The organism is Candidatus Centipeda massiliensis (assembly GCF_900290285.1).
Lineage (GTDB): Bacteria > Bacillota > Negativicutes > Selenomonadales > Selenomonadaceae > Centipeda > Centipeda massiliensis.
In genome coordinates this window covers 272,504-291,894 of the sequence record NZ_LT985754.1, presented here as the reverse complement: position 1 = coordinate 291,894, position 19,391 = coordinate 272,504, and the positions used below count along the sequence as shown (strand labels likewise).

Annotated in this window: 13 protein-coding genes and 1 pseudogene; 7 read left to right on the top strand and 7 right to left on the bottom strand. The window is 59.4% G+C overall.

Annotation, left to right across the window (positions count from 1 at the left end):
* Window positions 1–159: 159 nt before the first annotated feature.
* From C8273_RS01450 to aepY, 6 genes are all read left to right on the top strand, one after another.
* Window positions 160–2,271, top strand: coding sequence for a sulfatase-like hydrolase/transferase (locus tag C8273_RS01450; RefSeq protein ID WP_106626082.1), 2,112 nt, complete (start codon window positions 160–162; stop codon window positions 2,269–2,271).
* A 370-nt stretch (window positions 2,272–2,641) separates the two neighbouring features.
* A complete protein-coding gene (locus tag C8273_RS01440; RefSeq protein ID WP_106626080.1) occupies window positions 2,642–4,753 on the top strand; it encodes a sulfatase-like hydrolase/transferase in 2,112 nt (703 codons plus the stop codon).
* Between the two features lie 31 nt (window positions 4,754–4,784).
* Entirely contained in the window at window positions 4,785–6,935 is a 2,151-nt protein-coding gene (locus tag C8273_RS01435) for a sulfatase-like hydrolase/transferase (protein WP_106626079.1), read from the top strand.
* A gap of 104 nt (window positions 6,936–7,039) precedes the next feature.
* Window positions 7,040–9,145: a sulfatase-like hydrolase/transferase gene (locus C8273_RS01430; RefSeq protein WP_106626078.1), complete on the top strand. Its 2,106-nt coding sequence runs from the start codon at window positions 7,040–7,042 to the stop codon at window positions 9,143–9,145.
* A complete protein-coding gene (locus C8273_RS01425; protein WP_106626077.1) occupies window positions 9,146–11,296 on the top strand; it encodes a sulfatase-like hydrolase/transferase in 2,151 nt (716 codons plus the stop codon).
* A 12-nt stretch (window positions 11,297–11,308) separates the two neighbouring features.
* A complete protein-coding gene (gene aepY / locus C8273_RS01420) occupies window positions 11,309–12,424 on the top strand; it encodes a phosphonopyruvate decarboxylase (protein WP_106626076.1) in 1,116 nt (371 codons plus the stop codon).
* 110 nt (window positions 12,425–12,534) lie between these two features.
* Here the strand turns inward: aepY and C8273_RS01415 are convergent, their stop codons facing one another.
* From C8273_RS01415 to C8273_RS01390, 6 genes are all read right to left on the bottom strand, one after another.
* A complete protein-coding gene (locus C8273_RS01415; RefSeq protein WP_106626075.1) occupies window positions 12,535–12,936 on the bottom strand; it encodes a protein-export chaperone SecB in 402 nt (133 codons plus the stop codon).
* A gap of 9 nt (window positions 12,937–12,945) precedes the next feature.
* Entirely contained in the window at window positions 12,946–13,158 is a 213-nt protein-coding gene (locus C8273_RS12605; RefSeq protein WP_159060725.1) for a hypothetical protein, read from the bottom strand.
* Window positions 13,155–13,742 carry a hypothetical protein gene (locus C8273_RS01410; RefSeq protein ID WP_106626074.1) on the bottom strand — a complete coding sequence of 196 codons (588 nt, stop codon included), beginning with the start codon at window positions 13,740–13,742 and terminating at the stop codon, window positions 13,155–13,157. The genes C8273_RS12605 and C8273_RS01410 overlap by 4 nt, the downstream gene beginning before the upstream one ends.
* Window positions 13,743–13,781: 39 nt before the next feature.
* Window positions 13,782–14,870 carry a polysaccharide pyruvyl transferase CsaB gene (gene csaB / locus C8273_RS01405; RefSeq protein ID WP_106626073.1) on the bottom strand — a complete coding sequence of 363 codons (1,089 nt, stop codon included), beginning with the start codon at window positions 14,868–14,870 and terminating at the stop codon, window positions 13,782–13,784.
* 433 nt (window positions 14,871–15,303) lie between these two features.
* Window positions 15,304–17,355, bottom strand: a complete 2,052-nt coding sequence (locus tag C8273_RS01395) for a DUF5693 family protein (RefSeq protein WP_106626072.1) — start codon at window positions 17,353–17,355, stop codon at window positions 15,304–15,306.
* A 10-nt stretch (window positions 17,356–17,365) separates the two neighbouring features.
* Window positions 17,366–18,040 carry a hypothetical protein gene (locus C8273_RS01390; protein WP_106626071.1) on the bottom strand — a complete coding sequence of 225 codons (675 nt, stop codon included), beginning with the start codon at window positions 18,038–18,040 and terminating at the stop codon, window positions 17,366–17,368.
* 74 nt (window positions 18,041–18,114) lie between these two features.
* Here C8273_RS01390 and C8273_RS13470 point away from each other — a divergent pair.
* Window positions 18,115–18,222 (top strand): annotated as a pseudogene (locus tag C8273_RS13470) (secretion protein HlyD); the annotation flags it as partial.
* On the opposite strand, the gene prfB reads toward C8273_RS13470, so the two are convergent.
* The gene (gene prfB, locus C8273_RS01380) at window positions 18,219–19,325 is read right to left on the bottom strand and encodes a peptide chain release factor 2 (protein WP_106626070.1); all 1,107 of its coding nucleotides are present in this window, start codon (window positions 19,323–19,325) and stop codon (window positions 18,219–18,221) included. The pseudogene C8273_RS13470 and the gene prfB sit on opposite strands and share 4 nt — an antisense overlap.
* Window positions 19,326–19,391 lie beyond the last annotated feature (66 nt).

Genomic DNA, 19,391 nt, shown 5'->3' with positions numbered 1-19,391 from the left:
TGTGCTCGTCCGCCTAAATACCTGCGGATTCCAAACGCGCTGCGCTTGAACGGTTAAAATCCGCAGGGGGCGGGTCGCACACTTTTTCCCGCTTGCTCCACTAGGGTTTGCTACGGAGTACCGCACAGCGCTCTCTCACGATGCGGAAAGGACAGGACGATGCAGGACGATTTCACGGTATTCTGGCGCAACAACGAACGTGCCTACGATCTCTTTCAGGATCTTTTGGCGCGCGCCGCAAAGAACGCCTACGATGACGACTTCCTCGCCCAGCTTGCCGTCTACCGTGCGGAATCGCCCACAAGTGAGAATGCGGACATCTTTGCCGCGCAGTATCTCCTGCACCACGGCGACGTGGAGAACGCCGTCTCCTGCGGCGAGCGCGCGTATGCGAAGCGCCCTGTGAATCATGCGCTGTGGAAGGTACTCGCCGCCGCCTATGCGATGTGCGGCCGCACGCTCGATGCTGCCGTCCTGCAGGGCTATCTCTATCGCCACGATCCTGCTCATGCACACCTCTCGCTCCATTTGACGGAGGAAAATATGCGCGCGGCACTCGCGCGCTTTTCCGTCGCCATCAATACAGGGAACTGCGCCCCCCTGCTCCCCACGCGTGCCATCATTGACGAGGAAGGGCTGCACTTTGCCCCCGATCTCCTCCTTGGCGAGCCGCTTCCCATAGACACGCCCGATGGGATTCCCTTTTGGTCGGCGGTCTATGTTGAAAACGAGGTCTTGTCCGAGCGCAGCATCTTTTTGGACGCGCTCCGAACCGACCCACACCTTCTCGCGTATCGCTGCCAGGACTTCGTATTCGATCTGCAGAAGGCGCACGAATGCCGTGCCACAAGCGCCATTGAGGTGACCGAGGGCGGTGCCGTCTATGTGCCCGTGGCGGGTACGGAGGAGGGGCAAAAACTCTTTGTTTCCGTGTCAGGCAGTGAGCGTCCTGCCGTACTCGGCAAATGGGCGTTCAGCTACTTTCGGTTCGATGAGAGCGTGACGCTGCGCGCGGAGGACGATAGCCCCTACATCGTGGGCACACCCATTCGCGTCGGACATGCACCGCACCGCAGGAAGCTCGTGCTGAACATTCTCGTGGACGGTCTTTCATGGCCGGCGGTACGTGAATGCTTCGCCGCACGGATGCCCGAGACGGCGCAGTTCTTTGCGCGCGGCACCGTCTTCGATCAGCATTTCTCCACCTCCGAGTACACCTACCCAGCTCTGCCCGCTATCGAGACGGGACGCTGCCCACATCATACGCAAGTGTTCAACGAACAGAACAGTCACCCCCTCCTCCCTGCCCATAGGACGCTGTCCGAGTGCATGAAGGATCTTGGCTATTATTGTACCGCCGTAATGGCGAGTGGAGACGGCATCTACTCAGGCGCACTGCGGGGGCATGACCGTATTCTCACACATACGGGGAATCTTCCCTGTCACGAGGGGGTCGAGCGCACGATCCGTCATCTGGAGGCGTTCGACGAGGCGGATCAGTTCCTCTTTCTCCACTGCGCAGACGTACACCCGTGGAACGGGGTCGGCTATAAGTTCGCGCCCGAGGTTGAGACACATCTGCCGCCTGAGGAGCGGCTTTTTCCACTCGAAAAGAACGGGCTAAGCGTCCGTCTCCCCCACTACCCCATCTATCAGCGGCAATTCTTCGCAAACCTGTGCCATGTGGATCGAAGCCTAGGACAGCTCTTTGCCTATATCACGCAGCGGTATACGGAGGACGAATACATCGTCAATCTCTACTCCGATCACGGCTCCTCGATTTTTGCGCCACCCCCGCCGGACGGCAGGGTCGATGTCATCAGCGAAAACTCCACCGGCGCGGCGTGGATGATGCGCGGCGCAGGCGTGCCCGAGGGCGTGCGGGTGCAGGATCTGACGAGCAGCGTGGATATTTTTCCGACGCTTGCGCACCTGTGCGGTTTTCCCGTCACCGGTGATATTGACGGACGCCTCCCCGCTGTTTTCGGCGGCACGCCGCGCGATTGCGTGTGCAGCGCCTCCCAGTTCCCGGGGCAGACGTTCAAGCTTGCTGTGCGCACACACGACTATGCCCTGCGCATGGAGACGCAGGGATTTACGGAAACAGATGGGACGGCGAACTTTGCAGGGGCGATGGCAGAGATCTATCCGCGCGGGCACGAGTTCGATCCCGCCTGCGCCGTGGACAGTGCGGAGCTGCGCCGCTTCTTCTATCCTCGCGCACGGGACTTCGTGCGGGAGATCGCAAATAACGGGGAAGTGTTTGCATAAGAGAGCGCTAAACGGTACTCCTCGCAGAACCCTCGTTACGCAAGCGGTCGTGTGCTCGTCCGCGAGGGAATCACGGACGCATTCAGCTCTCCATCTTGGCACATCTTTTTCGCCCTCTCTGCGTCGATAAATCCTCAGCATAGCCACCGCTATGCTTCCGGTTTATCTCCTTGACAGGACGGAAAATCTGCACCAATCTGAACAACATCATTGCGTTCGTGATTCCCCATACCTGCGGATTCCAAACGCGCTGCGCCCCTCCGGTTAAAATCCGCAGGGGGCGGGTCGCACACTTTTTCCCGCTTGCTCCACTAGGGTTTGTTACGGAGTACCGCACAGCGCTCTCTCACGATGCGGAAAGGACAGGACGATGCAGGACGATTTCACGGTATTCTGGCGGAACAATGCACGCGCCTACGATTTCTTTCAGGATCTTTTGGCGCGCGCCAAAAAGGACGCCTACGATGACGACTTCCTCGCCCAGCTTGCCGCCTACCGTGAGGCAATGGGAAATACCGTGCATGCGGATATCTTTGCCGCACAGTATCTCCTTGCATACGGCGATGCGGAAACGGCACTCGTCTGCGGGGAGCGCGCCTACGCGAAACGTCCCGTAAACTATGAGGTGTGGAAGGTGCTCGCCGCCGCCTACAAGGGCGTTGGGCGCGAACTGGATGCGCTCACAATGCAGGGGCATATCCAAGGGCTGTATCCGATGGAAGACATTTCCCTCACATTGCCCAAAAAAGAGATCAACGAGGCGTTGAAGCGCTTTTCGCTTGCCGCCAACACCTGTAACAGTGCTCCCATGCTGAGCAGCCGTACCTATCTCGAAAACGGGACGCTGCACTTTCGCCCCGACACCTTCCTTGGGGAGGAGATCCCCCTCATGGAGCGGGCGGGAGTACCACGTCTCTGGGCGGGGCTCTTCGTGGACGAGGGCTTCCTCTCGACGAAGGGCATGGTGTACGAAAAGATGCGGCACGATCACTTCTTTATGATAAACGACCGCGACGTTACCTTTGACCTGCAGCGTGTCAGTACGGTCACGGGGCAGCATCGCATCGAACTGTCGGATGGCGTGCCTGTCGCGCTGCCCGTCGCGGGGACGAAGTTCGCGCAGGGCTTCGCCATCAAAGACAGCAGCGGGGAGCACATCGGTCATCTCGGCAAGTATGCGTTCAGCTATTTCCGTCTCAATGAGAGCGTCACGCTGCGCTCGGAGGACGGCGTTCCCTATGCCGTCGGCACGCCGATCCCACTGCGCCATAGTCCCGCGCTCAAAAAGCTCGTGCTGAACATTCTCGTGGATGGGCTATGCCGCCCCGCTACAGATGGTCTTTTTTCTGTGCACATGCCGCGCATTGCACGCTTTTTCTCGCAGGGCACGATCTTCGATCAACATTTCTCCGCCTCGGAGTACACGTTGCCCTCCCTCCCCTCCATCGAGACGGGGTTTTACGCTCACCACACGCACGTATTCAACGAGCGGGACAGCCACGAGATGCCGCATACGCTGCTGACGCTCGCGGAGCAGATGAAATCGCTCGGCTACTACTGCACCGCCCCGATGGCAACGGGGCAGTGCTGCTACTACGGCACATACCGCGGCTATGACCGCCTCATCTCGAGCTATGGATTTCTGCCCGCCTACGAGGGCGTCGAGCGCACCCTGCGGACGCTGGAGGCATTCCCTGAAACGGATCATTTCATGCTCCTGCATATCACGGATGTCCATCCACTGAACATACAGACCCCGCTCAAATTCTCAACGGCAGCGGAACTCTCCGTGCCGCTCGCGGATCGCTTTGTCCCCCTGGATCCGACGGTGCCAAGCGTCAGAACGCCGCATCTGCCGATATATCTGGAACAGTTCCGCATCAGCCTCGCCCATATCGACCGCACGCTCGGACACCTCCTCAGCTATATCGAGGAGCGCTATGACACGGATGAGTATATCGTAAATCTCTACTCCGATCACGGCTGCTCCATCTTCGATCCGAACACGCGCGGACGGGCGGTCGATGTGATCGGAACGTATGCGACAGGCGCAGCGTGGATGATGCGCGGGGCGGGCGTTCCTGCGGGCATCGTTGCGGACGAGCTGACCTCCTCCGTTGACATCTATCCGACCCTCGGACATCTATGCGGTTTCCACATCTCAGGTGATATCGACGGCAATCTGCCCGCCGTCTTCGGCGGCGCGGCGCGCGATGCCGTCTATTCCGCCTCCCAGTTCCCGGGGCAGACGTTCAAGCTCGCCGTGCGGAGTGCGACGCATACGCTGCGCGTGGAGACACAGGGCTTTACGCAGGAGGATGGGACGGCGGACTTTGCAGGGGCGACAGCACGCATTTATCTGCGCGGACATGAGCTAGAGGACGACTATGCCGTAGACAGTGAGGAACTGCGCCGCTTCTTCTATCCGCGTGCACGGGACTTCGTGCGGGAGATCGCAAACAACGGGGAAGTGTTCGGCTGAGGGGCGCTTTGAACGAGGGAAGGGATATGACATGCAGGACGATTTTACGGTATTCTGGCGCAACAATGCACGCGCCTGTGATCTCTTTTACGATCTTCTCGCACGCGCGGAAAAAGAAGAATACGACGACGATTTTCTGACACAGCTTGCTGCCTATCGAGAGGCAGCACCCGAAAGCGAAAAGGCGGATATCTTTGCCGCACAGTATCTCCTTGCATACGGCGATGCGGAAACGGCACTCGTCTGTGGGGAGCGTGCCTACGCGAAGCGTCCCGTGAACTATGAGGTGTGGAAGGTGCTTGCCGCCGCCTACGAGAAGACCGGACGCGAACTCGATGCGCTGATGATGCGCGGCTATTGCTTCAACCTCTATGGCGATCCCCTCCCGCCGCTCTGCCTCACGCATACGGACGAGGAGATGGCGCTCGCGTACCTTTCCGCCGCAATCGAGAACACGACGTACGCGCCGATGGCGACACGACGCGCCCATCTCGAAAACGGAGAAATCACGTTCTGCCCCGATGTCTTTATCGGCGAAGATCTGCCGCTCCCCGTGCTGCCCGGCAGCGATCCGTTCTGGGTGGGCTGCTACGTGGACTACGGATTCCTCTCGGAGAAGAGTTTCCTCATCGAGGACGCACGCCACACAAAGTGGTTCTCCGTCTGCGGGCATCGCGACTTCACATTCCATATACAGAAGGCACGCAAGGCACAGGGTACGGTAGAGATCGAGGTGCCCGAGGGGATGGAGGCGATCCTGCCGCTCGCGGGAACCGAGGTAGACCAGCCGTTTCTGATCTCGACAAAGACTATGGGCGAGCGCGCAGCCTATCTCGGCAAATGGTCATTCGGCTACTACCGCCTGAATGAGGATACGACGCTTAAGTCCGAGGGAAATGCCTCTTTTGCCGTCGGCACGCCAATCCTCCTCGGGCACAGTCCGCAGCGCAAAAAACTCGTGCTGAACATTCTCGTAGACGCACTCTCGTGGCCGGTCATGCGCGCTCGTTTTGCGCAGGATATGCCGCGCATCGCCGCATTCTTCGAGAAGGGCATCCTCTTTGACCAGCATTTCTCCACATCCGAGTTCACCTATCCTGCGCTCCCCTCGATCGAGACAGGACGCTACTCCCACCATACGCAGATCTTCAACGGAGCGCACTATCATCGCCTCTCCCCACGCTATAAGACTCTTGCCGAGTGCATGAAGGAGCTGGGCTATCACTGCGCCTCCCCCATGCTCATGTCGGACTGCACCTACAGCGATGTTTTTCGCGGCTATGATCAGATTACATCCTGCTCGTGGAGCGATCCCGCCTATGCAGGTGCAGACCGTACGATCCGCTACATCAAGGCATTTGGCGAGGCGGATCTCTTTCTCTTCCTCCATGTCTCGGATGTGCATCCCTACAATGCGAAGGGCTATAAGTTCAACTCGCTGGTGGAGACGCAGCTGCCGCTCTCCGAGCGGCTCTTTGCTGCGGAGGACGGCGTGGCAAGTGTGCGCATGCCGAGCCTCGCAATCTATCAGGAACAGTTCCTCGATGGGGCGCGCAATGTCGACCGCACGATGGGCACATTGCTCTCCTTCATCGAGGAAAACTACGCAGAGGACGAGTATATCGTCAATCTCTATTCGGATCACGGGGTTTCAATCTTCAGCATAGACACGGATACCTGGTCGGTCGATGTCACGGGCGAAAACTCGACAGGAGCGACATGGATGATGCGCGGTGCGGGGATCCCGCAGGGCGTCACCCACGAACTGACCAGCTCCATCGACCTCTATCCGACGCTGGGGCATCTCTGCGGCTTCCCCGTCGCTCCTGACATCGACGGCAATCTGCCCGCCGCATTCGGCGGCACGGCGCGCGATGCGGTCTATACCACCTCCCTCTATCGCGGGCAGACGTTCAAGCTCGCCATGCGCACGCACGACTACGCGCTGCGACTCCAGACGGACGAGGTCGTCGATGACGACGGCACGGTCGACTTCGCGGGGTGTGAGCCGACGATCTTCGTGCGCGGACATGAGGCGGAGGACGGCTATGCCGTGGACAGTGAGGAACTGCGTCGCTTCTTCTATCCGCGTGCGCGCAATTTCCTGCGTGAGATCGCCAACAACGGCGAGTTCTGGCCGGCGATGCGAAAGGCTAGGCCGGAGTGGTTTGGGAAGGAATAAACCCCCCGTGCGGCACGGGAGGATCGCAAATAACGGGGAAGTGTTTGCATAAGAGAGCGCTAAACGGCGCTCTCTCACGACATCCTCAAAGAAAGGACAGCACGATGCAGGACGATTTCACGGTATTCTGGCGGAACAACGCGCGCGCCTATGATCTCTTTTACGATCTCCTTGCACGCGCGGAAAAAGAAGAATACGACGATGACTTTCTCGCCCGACTTGCCGCCTATCGGGGGACAGAGGGGAATGCTGTTCATGCGGATATCTTTGCCGCTGAGTATCTGCTTCATAGCGGTGACGCAGCGGATGCCGCTGCCTGCGCAGAGCGCGCTTTCCGCCATCGCCCCGTCGAGCCGCGTGTCTGGGACGTGCTCTCCCGTGCTTATGCGGCGTGCGGACGCTATGCGGACGCGCTCGTCATGCAGGGGTATGCGCTGAACTTCTTCCATGTGCCCATCACGCTCGATGTTCCCTCCTCCGTGCTGACGGAGGAGACGCTTGCCCGCCTCTCGCGGGCGACGGGCAAGGCGAACTACGCGCCATACGCACTGAGCCGTATGCGGTACACCCCCGAGGCGGGGCTTACGGCAGAATCGACGGTGTTCTTCGAGGAGTTTCTGCCCGTCTCGCAGCACATTGCGCCGCACTACTATGTCGGTGCCTATACGGAGCAGGAGGTGCACGGGAACAAACGCTGGCTGATGAATGCAATCCGGAATGCGGCGGGGCTCTCCGCCAATGTCGGCGGGGATTTCACCTTTGACATCATGCGCGGCTCACGTGCGCCGAAGGAAGCGACGATCTCCATTGAGGCGGGCACGGAGGCGATCATTCCCATCTTCGGTACGGCGGACGGGCAGGTGCTCACGGCAACGACAGGAACGGTGGACGATTGTATTTGGCTGAATCCTGCAACACCGAATTATTTTCGGCTCGATGAAGATACGAAGCTCACCTCGTCGGAGGACTTTATCGTCGGCACGCCGATCCGCCTCCGGCACAATGCCGCACGGAAAAAACTTGTCCTGCATGTCCTTGTGGATGCGCTGCCATGGCAGGTGCTGCGCACATCGTTCGCCGAGCACATGCCCGAGACGGCGCGTTTTTTCGCGCGCGGCACAATCTTCGACCAGCATTTCTCCGTGCTTGAGTACACCTACCCATCACTCGCGACAATCGAGACGGGGATGTACCCGCAGCACACGGGCATCTTCAGTGAGTGGGCTGCGATTGAGCTGAACGAAGAATATATCACGATCTCCGAGCGGGCGCGTGATGCGGGCTATGCCACAGCGAGCCTCATGGGCGACGGCATCGGCATCTACAACGGGGTGACGCGCGGCTATGACCGCCTCATCGTCTCGCCCTATCGCACCTTTGCATACGAGGGGGTCGAGCGCACGATCCGCTATCTGAATGGGTGTCATGAGGCGGATCATTTTATCTTCCTGCATTTCAATGATGTACACCCGTGGGGCGGCGAGACGTTCCAGATCTCCTCTGCCGCACAGATGCGCCTGCCGCTCGCGGGACGCCTCTCGGGTTCAAAGGAAAAGGTGGCGAGCCCCTATCTGCGCCCGAGTGCGTTCTACCAGACGGCATTCCTGCAGGCGGTGCACGATACGGATCGCGCACTCGGCGCACTGTTCTGCTATCTTGAGCGGCACTATGCCCCAGAGGACTATCTCGTCTGTCTTTGCTCCGACCACGGCGTGCCGATCTTCAGTGAGGCACACTACATCGTGGACGCGCAGCTGACGGGGGCGGCGTGGATGATGCGCGGCGCGGGCGTTCCTGAGGGCGTCGTTGCCAATGAGCTGACAAGCGCCGTCGACATCTACCCCGCCCTTGCACATCTCCTCGATTTCCCCGTGGATGAAACGGTGGACGGTATGCTCCCGCAGATCTTCGGCGGAACGGGGCGGGAGATCGCGTACAGCAACTCGCTCTTCCCACGCAAGCACTACTATCTCGCGGCACGCGCACAGGATCATACACTCTGCCTTGAAACGCTCGATCCCGTATCACTCAGTGGAACGGCCGATCTCGCGCGGGTAAAGGCTGCGATCTATCCGCGTGCATACGAGGGGATTCCGGGGCGTGCGGTGGATACCCCCGCTCTGCGCTCCTTCTTCTACCCACGCGTGCGGGAGTTCTTACAGGGGATCGGCAACAACGGGGAGATGTTCCCGCTGCCGGAGGAGATTTAGATGACGAACGATTGCAGCGTATTTTGGCAAAATGACGAACGTGCCCAAGCGCTTTTTTACGACCTTTTGGCGTGCACGGAGCGCGGGGCGTATGATGATGATTTCCTTGCGCTGCTCGCCGCCTATCGGGGAGCGGCTCCGGACTCCGAGCGTGCGGATCTCTTTGCCGCCATGTACCTCCTGCACCATGACGATGTCGAAAGTGCTGCGATCTGCGCGGAGCGTGCCAATCGCCGCCGCCCCGTAAACTATGAGGTGTGGAAGCTGCTCGCGGCGATCCATGCGCGGCGCGGGCGCACGGCGGACGCGCTGACGATGTACGGCTATGCCCACGGGCTGTACCTCGGCTCAGAGATCCCCATTGAGCTGGTCGCAAGCGGCGGAGCGGAGGGGCTGAATCGCCTCTCCGTCGCCGCAGGGCTTGGCACGGGTGCCCCCATGACGCAGAGCCGCGCCGTTCTCGATGAGGTTGGCCTGCGGTTTGACCTCGATGCCTTTGTCGGCGAGCATCTGCCGCTGACGCCGCCCGCAGGAAAGCCGCGTCACTGGGTCGCTGCCTACGTGGAGAACGCCTTCCTCTCGGACAAGAGCGCGCTCATTGAGGAGGTACGCCACACGGCGGTCTTCGTTGACAAGATGCAGCGCGACTTCCCCTTTCAGCTGCAGCGTGCGGAGGAGGTGCGCGGCACGGTGACCATCGAGGTTCCAGAGGGGACGGAGGTCATTGTCCCCGTTGCGGGGACAGAGTATCTGCAGGAGCTGACGGTGGAGACGGCATCCACGCCGCCCGCAGCGGCCTATCTCGGCAAATGGGCGTTCAGCCATTTTCGGCTCGGAGAAACGACACGCCTCGCGGCGGCAGATGATACGCCCTACGCCGTGGGCACGCCGATCCGCCTCGGTCACAGTCCCGCACGGAAGAAGCTCGTGCTGAACCTCCTCGTCGATGGACTCCCATGGAATGTGGTACGCACACGTTTCCCTGACTGTATGCCGAACATTGCGCGCTTCTTTGCACGCGGTACAATTTTCGATCAGCACTTCTCCACGTCCGAGTGTACCTATCCCTCCCTGCCCGTGATCGAGACGGGACGCTGGCCGCATCATACGCAGGTGTTTAATGAGCGCGACAGCCATGAGATTCCGCTTGATTTTCAGACGCTCTCGGAGTGCATGGCGGATCTCGGCTACTACTGTGCTGCGCCGATGGGTGCAAGCGACAGTGTCTACTGCGGCGCACTGCGCGGCTACGATATGATGAATGTCGCCGCATGGAAGCTGCCGTCCGCAGAGATGACTGACCGTGCAATCATGCAGCTCGAAGCACTGGACGAAACGGATCAATTTCTCTATCTCCATACAACAGACGTACATCCATGGAATGCAAAGGGATTCAAATTTTATCCTGCGGTGGAAACGCATCTGCCACTTGCCACTCGCCTCTTTGAGATTGACGAACACGTCGCGAGCGTGCGTCTGCCGAAGCTAGCAATCTATCAGGAGCAGTTTTGGCAGAGCCTCCGCCATGTCGACCGCAACGTCGGATACCTGCTCGCCTACATCGAGGAACATTTCGCGGAGGACGAATACATCGTCAGCCTCTACTCCGATCACGGGAACTCGGTGTTCACGACCCCGACGGGCGGCGTGGTGGATGTGATCGGCGAAAATTCGACGCGCGCCGTGTGGATGATGCGCGGTGCGGGCGTCCCTGCGGGTGTGGTCACGGACGAGCTGACGAGCACGGCGGATCTCTACCCCACGCTCGGACACCTCGCAGGCTTTCCCGTCGCCGCCGATATCGACGGGAACCTCCCCGCCGTCTTTGGCGGTCGGGAGCGCGATGCTGTGGTCAGTATGTCGATGTTCCCGGGGCAGACGTACAAGCTCGCCGTGCGCACGCACGAGCATACGCTGCGCCTTGAGACGAAAGAGGTGGTCGACGAGGACGGAACAGTGGACTTCGCCGAGGCAAAGGTGGCAATCTACCCGCGCGCCCACGAACTCGAGGAGGACTATGCGCTGGACAGCGCGGATCTCCGCCGCTTCTTCTACCCGCGCGCCCGAGAAATTGTGCGCGCGATCGCAAACAACGGTGAGTTCTGGCCGGCGATGCGTGCGGCACGCCCGCAGTGGTTCGGGTCGGTGTGAAAAGGAGTAACCATGAACGTAAACGAACTGATTTCCGTGCTCGGTGCGGAGTGCTTCACGGGTGTCCCCGACTCGAAGCTGCGCCCGCTCGTGGATTATCTGATGGATACGTACGGGGCAAACAGCCCTGCGCATCTCATCGCTGCCAATGAGGGAAGTGCGGCGGCGCTCGCGGCGGGCTGCCACCTCGCAACGGGCAAAGTACCGCTCGTCTACCTGCAGAACAGCGGCCTCGGCAACCTCGTCAATCCCCTGCTCTCACTGCTGCATCGGGAGGTCTACGGCATCCCGTGCATCTTCGTCATCGGCTGGCGCGGCGAGCCGGATCTGCACGATGAGCCGCAGCATCTTGTGCAGGGACGCCTCTCTCTGCCGCTTCTTGAAACGATGGGGGTGCGGACGATGGTGCTGACGCGTGACAGCACGCCCGCAGAGGTCGCGGCATGGATGGCGACGATGCGCCCGCATCTAAAAGAAGGCGGTCAGTGCGCCCTCCTCGTCCGTGACGGGGCACTGGACTATCCGAAACGGAAATACGCGAATGCCTACACCCTGCGCCGTGAGGACGCGATTGCCCAGATCCTCGATGCGGCAGGGGATGCCGTCATCGTCGCAACAACGGGCAAGACGGGGCGCGAGCTGTTCGAGCTGCGGGAGAAACGCGGCGCGGGGCACGCGCATGACTTCCTTACCGTCGGCTCGATGGGGCATGCCTCTGCCATAGCGCTCAGCATTGCCCTGCACCGTCCGCAGCGACGCGTGATCGTCCTCGACGGCGACGGTGCGGCGCTCATGCACACAGGCGCAATGGCGACCATTGGCGCCGCCGCTCCGCCGAATCTCACGCACATCCTCCTCAATAACGAGGCACACGAGAGCGTCGGCGGCGCTCCGACGGCGGCGCACAGCGTCCATTTTCCCGCCCTTGCGGAGAGTTTCGGCTATCGCGTCCTGCCGTCGGCGACGACGGCAGAGGAGCTGACCCGCGCCCTCACAGGATTCGCACAGGGCGATGGACTGACCTTCCTTGAGGTGCGCACCGCCATCGGCTCCCGCGCCGATCTTGGGCGGCCAACCACAACACCAATCGAGAATAAAGAGGCGTTGATGCAGACGCTGCGTGGGTAGCAGGATCAAAACGGGTTCACCAATCGTACGAATAACAGCACAACAAAACGGCTCCGGCGGAATGATGATTCCAGCGGAGCCGTTTTGTTGCGCTGAATAGCAGATCCATCTTACGATTTATCCATCTCCTCAAGCATCGCAACAATATTCATCGGAGGCAGCACGATAGGCGTGAAGCCAGGATTTGCTGTAAGAGACGTTATGTAGCTGCGTAAATAAGGAAACATAATCGCAAGTGTATTTTTTTGGATCAGGATTCGGTTATCGGATGTTGTATGAAACAACGCTTTCCCCTTGACATGAATGTAGATTTCTTCATTTTTATCCGCAAGCGTCAAAGACAGCGTAACGCAGTAGAAATCGCCGCTTTGTTCCTCCACACGATATTGCGGACGAATTGTAAGATCCAACTCGTCAACTACGCTGTCCTTCTTGCGAAATATCCCTTCTACAATTTCCAGTTTCTCCAATGTGAGTGGGCTATGATATTCTGTCATGACATTCAACTTCATGATACTCTCCTAACAGGCAACAGCCAGTATATCATTACTTTCATAGACACATTGTTGAGGAATATTATAAACGCGAGAAGAAAACATGCGCTTCACATCATTTTCTCCAAGAGAATGAATACTGCCATCCGCTTCTCTCAGCATAGGTCGATCATAACCTTCACAAAATTCGACACCGTATGATTCGCAGATTGCGTCAAATAACGCTCTATCAAATTTCACAGTATTTCCTCCTCTTCATCATAGTACAGTTGCGTATTCTGAATGACCGTCTTATCCGACACACAAATTTGTTTTTCGTGATGTTTGATATGCAACTTCTGCAAAAGCTTTTTTTGAAGCTCTAGATCTTCTCTGCTTCTTGGCCTGGTGTATCCTGCGTATTCTTTTTCAAACGTATAAATAGTGACTGCTATATCATGCTTCTTTTTATAATAATCCAGAAAAACAGCGCGTCCCATATCCATCGACAGAATTGGCTGTTTCCCGCTGCTTCCCTGTGACGGTTGGCGCAAACAGTCCGCCATTTCCGTACAAAAAGCATCCAGTTCGCACGAATTATCAAGATTCAGCACTCTGTTTGTCGGTGCTTTGATCAGCGCTTGATATATAAGTACAAAGCTGTCCGGGTATTTCCTGGAAATATTTGTTGCCCACCATTGCGCTTTTGATGTTTCCTCAAAAAAGTAAAGTCCCTGCCCCAACCAATGTTGTTCACTATACTGTGTCTTATCAGGGTCGAGACCACACTCCTCTATGGATCTTCTATGCGCAGAACAGGTTCCATGAAATACTGTCATCTCCACAGGAATCATCCTTGCATATAAACGTATCATTATACTAATTCAACGCACCAGCCCCATCGCAAGCTCGGCGTTGCGGGCGGCGAGGCTGCGCATCTTGGCGAGGAGCTCGGCATTTCCCTCCGTAAACGCGTGGCGTGCCGCCCATTTGCGGCGCACCTCCTTGAGGACGCTCGCGGTGGTGATGTCCTGCAGGTCGTTGACGGGCTTTTCGCCGATGGAGCGCAGGAAGCGGTCGACCTTCGGGTCGTAGGAGATCCCGATCATGGGAACGCCCATGACGCCGGCGAAGATGAGCGCATGGAGGCGCACGCCGATCATCAGATCCATGTTGGCAACGAGGGAGAGCAGCTCGCCCGTCGTGTACTCATCGGCGAGGACGGTGCAGTCCTCGCGCGTCCATGCGGCAACGGTCTTTGCCGTCCGCACGTCCTCGGGGTACTGCATGGGGAGAAAGACGACGCGCGCGTCCAGCTCACGGACAATGGCGTCGCTGATCTCTGCGAGGATCTCCTTGTAGTGCTGCCAGCCCTGCCAGTCGCGCACGGAGATGCCGACGACGGGCTTTGCGCCGTCCGCCCCATAGCGGCTGAGGATGGCACGCCCTGCCCCGCGACCGACGGGATGGATGCCGAGCACGGGATCCGCCGTACACTCCATCGGCGGGTGCGTGATGCCGAGGCGGCGCAGCTCCGCCATGGATCCCTCGTCGCGTACCGTGATGAGGGAGACGCGGTTGCCGAGCCAGCGCATGCAGCGACAGGCAAAACGTCCCGTAACGGGGCCGATGCCCTGTGCATACAGCATGACCTTTTTGCGGAGCAGGAGGGCGAGCAGGATGATGCCCATGTAGTAGTAGAGGCTGCGGCGGCTCGTGACGTTCTGGAGGAGGCTGCCGCCGCCGCTGATGAGCAGGTCTGCGCGGCGCAGTGCGCCGAGGATCCCGCCCACATCAAACGAACCGACGGCGTGCACGCCGTGGCGCCGTTCGGTGTCGGCAGGGTCCGCACTGATTACGGTGATATGAAGTTCCGGGTCCAAATCCGCGAGTACCTCAAGCATTGCCGCGAGCATGGCTTCATCGCCCGCGTTCTTCGCTCCGTAGTACCCCGATACAACGATCCGCTTCATCGGGTGAAATGCCCTCCGTTCCGTTTCCCATTCCTATGATGATCTTCCTTGATTGCTCAAAGCGCCCCCACCGGCTCACTTCGTTCGCCACCTCCCCCGCTGCGGCAGGGGAGGCTTTTGATTTACGACATTTTAGGGAATCACTGATAAAACAATCCTGCAGATTGGCATAGATTTTTCGTCCGAACAAGGAGACAAACCGGACGCATAGCCAAAGCTATGTGGAGGTTTTGCAGGCATTGAGCGGGCAAAAAAGATGCGCTAAGATGGCGCGGCTGAATTTATCAGTGCTTCCTTAGCTTCCCCCGTCAAAACGGGGGAAGTGGCACGCCAAAGGCGTGTCGATAGGGGCGCTCGTGGCTCATGTGACTTTCTTACGACAGAAACGCCCCCTCGCTCAAAGCGCCCCTTCCGCCCCTGCAAGGAGGCGATACTATACTGCTTTCCACACGCGCTCCAAGAGGTGATTCCACGCCGCCACCAGTGCCACAAGCACGGCGCCGATGGCACCGCCGAGGAATACGCCGCCGATGCCGCGCACAAGCGACATCTCAATCGGCGTGCGCATGTGTGCAAAGGTCTCGACCATCGACCCCTGTCCGATGGTCGCCGCGAGCACGAGTCCGAAGAGGATCCATGTCCGCCACCGCCGCGCTGCACCGTAGAGAGCGAGCAGGAACGCGGGATGTCCGATCATGAACTCCTTCGTGCGCGGGCGCGCGTAGAACAGCTGCTCAAGTGCCGCGCGCATCTTCAGCTCGATGCCGGGCACGGGCATGCCCGAGGTGTGCCCGCTGCGCAGCACCAAAACGATGAGCGCCCCGATGAGGACGAGTCCGCCGAGCAGCGAGCCGACGCGCACAGGCGTTGCCATGATCTCGCGCAGCTGACCGAGGACACCCGCCGAGGCGTCAAACTGTCCGTCAAAGATGTCAAACCGCTGCATAAAGGCGACGGCGACGAGAATCATCGGCAGGACAAAGGTCAGCTTGATCCCGCGGAAGATGTCGAACTCAAGGAGATAGCGCGTGTCAGCGAGTGCACCCGAGAGATAGGAGGCTCCGATCATCGAAAGCGCACTCGTGATGCCGAGGAGCACAAGCCCCGCAACGAGAATGCGCCATGTGGGCGCATCCTTTTGGAAGCGCCGCCCGCGCAGGAGATCGAGCAGTGCCACGAGCGCGAGCGCCGGAAAGAGATTCGCACTCAGGAGTGCCGCGACGATCCGCACCTTGCTGCCCGCACCGATGAGGACGGGCATCATGGAGATGAGCGCCGCCACGGCGAAAAAGAGCAGAACCGCCTTACGCCGACGGTTCAGCGCAGGGATGACGAGCGAGAGGTAGAGCACGCCCGCTGCCGCAACGCCCATGATGACAAGTGCGCGCAGCATCTGCGACGGCGCATAGATGGCAAACGTTCCTGCGCGCCCGATGTGAAAGCCCTTTGCCTCAAGCGCCGCACGCGTGTCGGCGAAGTACTTCATATTCGTTTCGAGGAGGGTCATGTTCGGCGCGGGTTCCTCGTAGATGCGCAGGAGATTGATGCGGATGTTCCGCTCCTCGTCCGTCGTCTCCCAACGCTCAACGGCATCTGCGATCTTGAGCTTTTTCAGCTCATCCTGCGGAATGGCGTAGAGGCGTGCGACGCGGTCATAGCCGATGCCCTTTGCGATCTCGTCCATGCCCTGCTGCTTGTAAAACTGCAGCTGGGTCACGCCCTCGATCAGCCCAAGCGTGAGGCGGCGTGCGTTCATCTCGTCAATGGTGGCTTGCAGCGCCTTCGGTGCGCCAAGCGTCTCCTGCCCCGAAAAGACAATCGCCGAGACGGCGATTCCATCCATGCGCTGGAAAACGGCGTGCACATCCTCCGGCGTGCAGGCTGCATAGTTCGAGGGGCGCGCGAGCACGTCGAAGCCCGCAGCGTTCACGGCGCGCATCTCGTCGGTCGGCAGCCCAATGTTGCGCTTGAGGAACGATTCGTAGTGATCCTTGACCGCAATGATCTCGTCCGTGCCGACCGTGTGCACCGTAATGCGCTGCGTGCCGAAGCGGCGCAGGAGATCCTCCTTCAGCTCGGCACCGATCACGGGGTCGTGCACGACGACGTAGATCTCCGTACCGACGATCTTGCCTTCCTCGACGAGTGCACGCCAACGCGGATCGGTCAGCGTCCCCGTATGGTAGGCAGCGAGGATATCCGCGCCCGGCACGGCACTTGCCTTGCCGTTCTCGTTGAACTTCTTGAACGTCGTCTCGTAGACGGCGAGCGAGGTGATGCCCGCCTCCCTTGCGCGGGCGAGGACTTCGCCTGCAGGCACGCCCTCACGCGCGGCAAGCTCCAAGAGTCCCTCGTAGTCGATGGCAAGCTCCACCGTACGCGTATCCTCCTCGACTTCGTGACGCTCCATGCCGATGAGGAGACTCGCAATGAAGCCAACGAGGATCGCCGCGAGGAGGATCGGATGATAGTAAAATTTCTTCATAGATGATTCCTTATTCCCCCGCCGTGAGGATCACAACGCCGTCCTTCTCCTCGATGCTCTCGAACCCAAGCCCAAAGGGAAGTGTATCGGCACGCGCGACGAGCAGATCGGGGAAGAGACCGTCAAGGCTCAGCACGTTCAGTCCCATGCCGCGCGCGGCGATGTGCGTTGCCTTGTAGTAGAGGTCGCCATTCTCGATAAAGAAGCCGCCCTCCAGCGTGACCTCAAAGGTCTGCCCAAAGGCGCGCGTCCTTGCCGTCGTGAGGACGGCACCGGGATGCACCGTCACGGCGACATCACTGAATTTGTCCGCCTCGCTCGTGACGAGTTCGCGGATCGCGTCCGCATCCACCACACCGCGCATCTGAACGCTCTCCGCATCGGTGAGGACGAGCTGCTGATCACGCAGAAGCGTCCCCACATCAAAGCGCAAGTGCTTGCCCGTGACCGTCAGTTCACGTACAAACACCTTTCCGATGCGCCCCTGACGGATCACGCCGTCGATGGCACCGATCTCGCCGAATATGAGACGCGGGCTGTCGATGATCGAAAGCTGCACATCCTGTGCGCCCGTGCGCTCGCGCAGCCCGTCCGTCACCATCGTTGTAACCCCATACGGCAGCGCAAAGATGCCGCAGACGAGGCTGAAAACGAGGAACAGGATGACGGCTGATACTTTCCACATGATGATGAACTCCTTAAAGGAATCGCTGATAAAATAGACCCTCAGATTAGCGCAGATTTTTTCGTCCGAACTAGAAGGCAAACCGGACGCATAGCAAGGGCTATGTGGAGGATTTGCAGGCGTTGTGTGGGCAAAAAAGATGCGTTAAGATGGCGGTGCTGAATTTATCAGTGCTTCCTTAAAACTCGTGGTTCGCCTTTGCGTTGAGATACGCGCGGATGAAGGGATCGATGTCCCCGTCCATGACCGCCTGCACGTTGCCCGTCTCGGCGTTCGTGCGCACATCCTTCACCATCGTGTACGGCTGGAACACGTAGGAGCGGATCTGGCTGCCCCACTCGATCTTCTGCTGTACGCCTTCGAGCCTCGCGATCTCCTCTTCCTTCTTCTCCTGCTCCAGCTCAAACAGCTTCGCGCGGAGCATCTTGAGACACTGCTCCTTGTTCTGCAGCTGCGACCGCTCGTTCTGGCACTGCACGACGATGCCCGTCGGCTCGTGCGTCATGCGCACGGCGGACGAGGTCTTGTTGATGTGCTGTCCACCCGCGCCGCTCGCACGGAAATAGTCGACGCGCACATCGTCCATATTGATGGGAACCTCGACCGCATCGTCGATCTCCGGCATGACATCGCACGCGGAGAAGGACGTGTGCCGCCGCGCCTGCGAGTCAAACGGCGAGATGCGCACAAGGCGGTGCACGCCCTTCTCGGACTTGAGGAAGCCATAGGCATTGTGCCCCTTGATAAAGAGCGTCGCGGACTTCACGCCCGCCTCATCGCCCGGCTGCAGATCGGCGGTTAGGGCGGTAAAGCCGTGCCGCTCCGCCCAGCGGCCGTACATCCTGAGGAGCATCTGCGTCCAGTCCTGCGCCTCCGTGCCGCCCGCGCCCGCGTGGAGCGTCAAGATGGCATCGTTCGCGTCGTATTCGCCCGAGAGAAGCACCTCAAGCTGGAGGGTTTCGAGTCCATCCGCGATGAGGTCAAGCTCCGCGCGGATGTCCCCCTCCATCGACGGATCGTTCTCCTCGATGCCCATTTCATACAGCGTCTCAGCGTCCTCATACTTCGCCATGAGGTTCTTATAGGTGTCCACCCCGCCCTTCAAGGCGGCGAGCTCCTGATTCAGCTTCTGCGCCGCCGCCGCATCGTCCCAGAAGGACGGCTCGCTCATCTTGTATTCGAGCTCGGCGATCTTCTCCTCCTTCGCGGGGATCTCCAGAGAGATGCGCATCTGATCGAGCTTTTCGCCCAGATCATTCAGTATCGGTTTCAGATCTTCCAGCATAGTTGATTCCTTAAATTACATCTCTATGATAATGTCATGGGGAAGTACGGACGGCGATGCTCCGTA

Bases quoted from the DNA above. Each gene is read 5' to 3' on its own strand.
- C8273_RS01425 (WP_106626077.1), top strand. From the start codon at position 9,146: ATGACGAACGATTGCAGCGTATTTTGGCAAAATGACGAACGTGCCCAA.
- prfB (WP_106626070.1), bottom strand. From the start codon at position 19,325: ATGCTGGAAGATCTGAAACCGATACTGAATGATCTGGGCGAAAAGCTC.
- C8273_RS01430 (WP_106626078.1), top strand. From the start codon at position 7,040: ATGCAGGACGATTTCACGGTATTCTGGCGGAACAACGCGCGCGCCTAT.
- C8273_RS01390 (WP_106626071.1), bottom strand. From the start codon at position 18,040: ATGTGGAAAGTATCAGCCGTCATCCTGTTCCTCGTTTTCAGCCTCGTC.
- csaB (WP_106626073.1), bottom strand. From the start codon at position 14,870: ATGAAGCGGATCGTTGTATCGGGGTACTACGGAGCGAAGAACGCGGGC.
- C8273_RS01435 (WP_106626079.1), top strand. From the start codon at position 4,785: ATGCAGGACGATTTTACGGTATTCTGGCGCAACAATGCACGCGCCTGT.
- C8273_RS01440 (WP_106626080.1), top strand. From the start codon at position 2,642: ATGCAGGACGATTTCACGGTATTCTGGCGGAACAATGCACGCGCCTAC.
- C8273_RS01450 (WP_106626082.1), top strand. From the start codon at position 160: ATGCAGGACGATTTCACGGTATTCTGGCGCAACAACGAACGTGCCTAC.
- C8273_RS01415 (WP_106626075.1), bottom strand. From the start codon at position 12,936: ATGAAGTTGAATGTCATGACAGAATATCATAGCCCACTCACATTGGAG.
- C8273_RS01395 (WP_106626072.1), bottom strand. From the start codon at position 17,355: ATGAAGAAATTTTACTATCATCCGATCCTCCTCGCGGCGATCCTCGTT.
- aepY (WP_106626076.1), top strand. From the start codon at position 11,309: ATGAACGTAAACGAACTGATTTCCGTGCTCGGTGCGGAGTGCTTCACG.